The sequence below is a fragment of the Mesorhizobium sp. M4A.F.Ca.ET.022.05.2.1 genome, assembly GCF_003998845.1.
Taxonomy (GTDB): domain Bacteria; phylum Pseudomonadota; class Alphaproteobacteria; order Rhizobiales; family Rhizobiaceae; genus Mesorhizobium.
Window position 1 is genome coordinate 1 of the sequence record NZ_RZOJ01000430.1, and the last position, 5077, is coordinate 5077.

At 63.4% G+C, this 5077-nt stretch carries 4 protein-coding genes; 3 read left to right on the top strand and 1 reads right to left on the bottom strand.

The window, feature by feature from the left end; translation table 11 throughout:
• The coding region (locus EN745_RS29655) for an AGE family epimerase/isomerase (RefSeq protein WP_145992199.1) at nucleotides 1–1085 on the top strand (1085 nt) is incomplete at its 5' end.
• A 782-nt stretch (nucleotides 1086–1867) separates the two neighbouring features.
• Here the strand turns inward: EN745_RS29655 and EN745_RS29665 are convergent.
• The gene (locus EN745_RS29665; protein WP_127422885.1) at nucleotides 1868–3244 is read right to left on the bottom strand and encodes an aspartate aminotransferase family protein; all 1377 of its coding nucleotides are present in this window, start codon (nucleotides 3242–3244) and stop codon (nucleotides 1868–1870) included.
• A gap of 272 nt (nucleotides 3245–3516) precedes the next feature.
• On the opposite strand from EN745_RS29665, the gene EN745_RS29670 reads away from it, so the two are divergent.
• Both EN745_RS29670 and EN745_RS29675 read left to right on the top strand, forming a co-directional pair.
• The gene (locus EN745_RS29670) at nucleotides 3517–4632 is read left to right on the top strand and encodes an NAD(P)/FAD-dependent oxidoreductase (RefSeq protein ID WP_127422886.1); all 1116 of its coding nucleotides are present in this window, start codon (nucleotides 3517–3519) and stop codon (nucleotides 4630–4632) included.
• Nucleotides 4633–4788: 156 nt separating this feature from the next.
• Nucleotides 4789–5077: HAD-IIB family hydrolase (locus EN745_RS29675; RefSeq protein WP_145992201.1), on the top strand; the 289-nt coding region annotated here is incomplete at its 3' end.

Consider the following 5077-nt stretch of genomic DNA (forward strand, 5'->3'; position numbering starts at 1 on the left):
GTTTCGATGCAAGGCCGTTAGGCAAGCCCAAGCGCATGCGGACGATGGCTCGCCAGATCTACGCTTTCGCGGTCGCCAAGGAACGCGGCTGGGCCGGACCGGCCGACAGGCTCATCAGCCACGGCATCGACTTCATCGCGAAATACGGTCGCACCGACCGCGGCGGCTGGGTTCGCAGCCTCAATTCCAACGGCAGCGTGGTCGACCCGGTGGAGGACGCCTACGACCATTCCTGTGTGCTCCTGGCGCTTGCCCATGCTCATCGATGCGGCGATCGGGATGCCTTGCGGCTTGCTCAAGAGACATTTCATTTCATCGACACCCATCTCGAGGACGGCTGCTTGAACGGCTTCCTGGAGAGCCCTGGCTGGAGTGGGGTGCGGTTCTCGAACCCGCATATGCACATGCTGGAATCCTTCCTTGCCTGGTATGGCGTCACCGGCGACCGCAGCTACCTGCGTCGGGCGGCACGCATCATCGATCTTTTCCGGAGTCACTTCTTCGACCAGGAGAGCTGGACGCTTGGCGAACGCTTCGATGTCGACTGGCTGCCGCTGCCTGGAGACGACGGTCAGTGGACCGAACCGGGGCACCATTTCGAATGGGCCTCGCTCCTTGTCGATTTCACGCGGGCAAGTGGGCAGAAAGACTTGGCAGTCTACGCAAGGAAGCTCTATTCGTCGGCGATCGCCAGCGGATTGAACCGGGCCACCGGTCTGGCTTATGCGGCCGTGTCGCGGCAGGGAATGCCCTTCGACCGGCTCTCTCGCAGTTGGCCGCAATGCGAGGCCGTCAAGGCGGCCATCGCCCTGGACGGCATTGGCGGGCCTGATCTGAAACCCGAGATCGAAGCTCGTGTCGCCCGCCTCTTCCGATGGCATATCGATCCAGCACCGCTTGGCTTGTGGGTTGACAGGATTGACGAGCGCGGAAGGTCAGTGGCGACGGAGGTCCCCGCGAGCATCTTCTACCATCTGGTAACGGCGTTGATGCAGTACCTGGACAAGACCGAAGGGCAGGTAGAGCCCTTCCCGCTCCCGGGGTCCGATGCCGGCGGCCCCACTCGGACGCAGGTCTACGGTTGATCAAGGATCGGCCGTTCGTCGGATGCGGAGGAGACGTCCAAATCCGACGAACTTTCCCTACTCGCGCGCAAGGGTGAGACGATGACACGCGTGCAACGCGCTGCCGATGGAATGGCGGGTCCGTCGCACGGCGCGGCGTTGAACACCTGCAGGGCCGGCGATGCGGGGCGAGTCGCCGATTGTCGAAATGGCAGCCAGCTGAAACCAAAGTCTTCCAAGGAGCCTGGAAGCGCGGCAGCCAAGAGATGCCGGCGCCGAATGGCGAGGCAGAGGTCAAATGCGCGGTATGCAATCCCACCCATCGCTACGATCCGGACTTCGCTTTCAAGCGGGTCAAGGCCGAGGCCCACATCAGGGATGATCCGGTTGCTACCCCTGCTTCGTCCATATGGATGTGTTTCGCCTGTTTCAGCCGAAGTTTATATTTCTTTGCCAGCCGGTTGCCGTTTCCTCAGGCAACGCCGGTAAGGCTCGGCTCTCTGTCATGTGAACGACAAGAGCGCGCCGGGCCGCAAAACGTCCGCGATCACGCCACAGGCACCGACGGATTGGCTGGTAGCTTGTTAGGGCGGTGGATTTTTTGTTCGCCTGGCCGGCGCCATATACCCCACCCAAACACGCCCAATGTGGCGCCGGCCACCTTCCACTGTGTCAGAAGTCCCGGACGGCGGCACCAATTTGACTCGCCAACGCCTGACTAAAGCCCAGGGTGCATCGTCACTGGCCATTGAACGGGCGCTGAGAATGAGCGCTCGCTTATGACGGGTAAGCTGACCGGTTTTTCAGCCCTGCGGCCGAACCTGCGGCAGGGCGGCGTCGAGCGACCGCTCGAACGCATCGACCAGCGTATCCACCTGGGGCTCGGTGATGATCAGGGGCGGGCAGAAGGCGATGGCGTCGCCCATGTTGCGCGAAATGACGCCATTCTGCTGCAGGAACCCGTTGACCAGCGCACCGAGGGCGGCAGGCTTGCCCCATGGCGCCTTGCTCGCCTTGTCGGTGACCAGCTCGACGGCGGCGATCAGGCCAACGCCGCGCACCTCGCCGACCAGCGGATGCGAGGCCAGCCTGCGCAGCCTTGCCTGCAGATGCGCGCCGATGGTGCGCGCGTTGCCGACGAGGTCGCGTTCCTCGATCAGCTTGATATTCTCCAGCGCGACGGCCGCGGCGACGGGATGGCCGCCGCCGGTGAAGCCGTGGCCGAAGGTGCCGATGCGATCGCTTTCATCGGCGATCGGCTCGAACACCTTGTCGTTGATGAGCAATGCCGAGATCGGCAGATAGGAGGAAGAAATCTGCTTCGACAGAACCATGATGTCAGGCTTGATGCCGAAGGTCTGCGAGCCGAACATCTCGCCGGTCCGGCCAAAGCCGCAGATGACCTCGTCGGCAACGAGCAGGATGTCGTATTTCGTCAGCACGGCCTGGACCTTCTCCCAATAGAAGGCAGGCGGTACGACGACGCCGCCGGCGCCCATGATCGGCTCGCCGAAGAAGGCGGCGATGGTCTCCGGTCCCTCGGCAAGGATCAGGCTCTCCAACTCGTCGGCGAGACGGCTGGAGAACTGCTCTTCGCTCTCGCCCGGCCTGGCATCGCGCCAATGGTGCGGCGTCGACGTGTGCAGCACATTGGCGATCGGCAGGTCGAAGGAGAGATGGTTGTTCGGCAGCCCGGTCAGGCTTGCCGCGGCAATGGTCACGCCGTGGTAGCCGCGCTTGCGGCTGATGATCTTCTTGCGCGCCGGCTGGCCGAGCGCGTTCGACCGGTACCAGATCATCTTGATGGCCGTATCGTTGGCCTCGGAGCCGGAATTGGTGAAGTAGGCCTTGCTCATCGGCACTGGCGCCATCTGCACCAGTTTCTCGGCCAGGTCGATCAGCGGCGAATGCGCCTTCGATCCGAAGTCGTGATAATAGGGCAGCTTCGACATCTGCCGCGTGGCCGCCTCGACCAGGCGTTTTTCCGAGAAGCCGACGGCGACGCTCCACAGCCCTGCCATCGCCTCGATATAGCGGTTGCCGGCAATGTCCTCGACATAGATGCCGTCGCCCTTTTCGATGACGAGCGGGCCTGTTTCCTGATGCTTGCGGGCATTGGTGTAGGCATGCAGGTGGTAGCGGATATCGCGGGCTTCAGGGGAATTGGGTCGGGCGTCCATGCTGGCTCCTGTCTGCAGGCGTGCGGGCGAAACAGACCGTCTTCTGATGAGAAGTCCAAGGTTCCGCCTCGCGTTTGGGATGCTTGATGCATCATGGCGGCAGGTGGCCGCAAGAGCCGCTGTGTCATGATCGATAGCGCCATGTGGTTCCCCAACTCAGTTCCAAATGATCCCGATGCCGCGGCCACGCACCTGATCGCCGGCACTGGACAACAAGGCTATGATCCTTGAAGGCTGCGACGCGCCGCTTGCGCAACCAGATGGACAGGGGCATGGAACAGGTCGATTGCATCGTCGCCGGCGCCGGCGTCATCGGTCTGGCGGCTGCGCGCGCCATGGCCGCACAAGGCCTGGACACGCTGATATTCGAAGCCGCCGACGCCATCGGCACCGAGACAAGTTCGCGAAATTCGGAGGTCGTCCACGCCGGTATCTACTACCCAAAGGGGTCGCTGAAGGCGCGCCTCTGCGTTGACGGGCGGGAGTTGCTCTATCGCTACTGCGCGGAGCGATCAATCCCGCACCGGCGTTGTGGCAAGCTCATCGTCGCGACAGACGGGGCGCAGGAACCGGTGCTTTCCTCCATTCGCGGCAATGCCGCCGCTTGCGGAGTTGACGACCTGCGTTTTCTGTCCGCAGCCGAGGCGCAGGCGCTGGAGCCGGCGCTGCACTGCACCAAGGCATTGCTGTCGCCCTCCACCGGCATCGTCGACAGCCACGCGCTGATGCTCACCTTGCTCGGCGAGGCCGAAGCGAACGGCGCCATGCTGTCGCTCAACACGCGTGTGGTTTCCGGTCGTATCGGAACCGGCGGCATCGTCCTCGAGACGATGGACACCGCAAGCGGCGAGCGTTTCGAGATCGCCACCTCACACCTCGTCAACGCGGCAGGTCTCGGCGCAGTGGCGCTTGCCGCTTCGCTCGAAGGACTCGATCGACAGTTCCTGCCGACGCTTCGCTACGCCAAGGGCAGTTATTTTTCGGTGGCCGGGCGCGTACCCTTCTCGCGGCTTGTCTATCCGGTGCCCGAACCCGGCGGGCTCGGCGTTCACCTGACGCTCGACCTCGCCGGCACGGCGCGCTTCGGGCCGGATGTCGAATGGACGGACGGGCTGGACTACCGCGTCGACCCCACGCGCGGCGAGCGCTTCTACGATGCGATCCGCAAATACTGGCCGGAGCTCGCGGACGGCAGCCTGCAGCCGGCCTATAGCGGCATCCGCCCAAAGCTTTCCGGACCCGGCGAGGCCAACAGCGACTTCATCATCCAGGATGCGGCAACCCACGGCATCGAGGGCGTGGTCAATCTGTTCGGCATCGAAAGCCCCGGGCTGACGTCCAGCCTGGCGATCGCCGCGCATGTCGCGCGCATTCTGACGCTCGCCTAGCTGAGCACGAGAAGGTCATCGAAGGCTGCGCGAGAAAGACCGCGATCGCTGCGAGGCAAACCGAGGGTCTAAACCTTTTCCGCCGACAAGCGTTGATGTTTGCCAGCCCGGTTCTTCCGGCAGATCAGACATCGCCCAGCGGAGAGGTCGAACCCGATGTATTTCATGGCATTGGCCACTGACTATGATGGCACGGTCGCGCATGACGGCCTGGTCTCGAAAAGCACGTTCGCGGCGCTGGAGAAGCTGAAGAAATCCGGCCGCAAGCTCATCCTGGTCACCGGGCGCGAATTGCCGGACCTGAAGCAGGTCTTTCCGGAGGTTGGCATTTTCGACAAGGTCGTCGCGGAAAACGGTGCGCTGATCTACACGCCGGCAAGCGAGGAAGAGCGCACGATTTCGCCAGCGCCCTCGCCCGACCTCGTCGCCCGGCTGAAGAAGCGCG

Coding starts and splice junctions, on each gene's coding strand:
- EN745_RS29670 (WP_127422886.1), top strand. CDS start 3,517: ATGGAACAGGTCGATTGCATCGTCGCCGGCGCCGGCGTCATCGGTCTG.
- EN745_RS29665 (WP_127422885.1), bottom strand. CDS start 3,244: ATGGACGCCCGACCCAATTCCCCTGAAGCCCGCGATATCCGCTACCAC.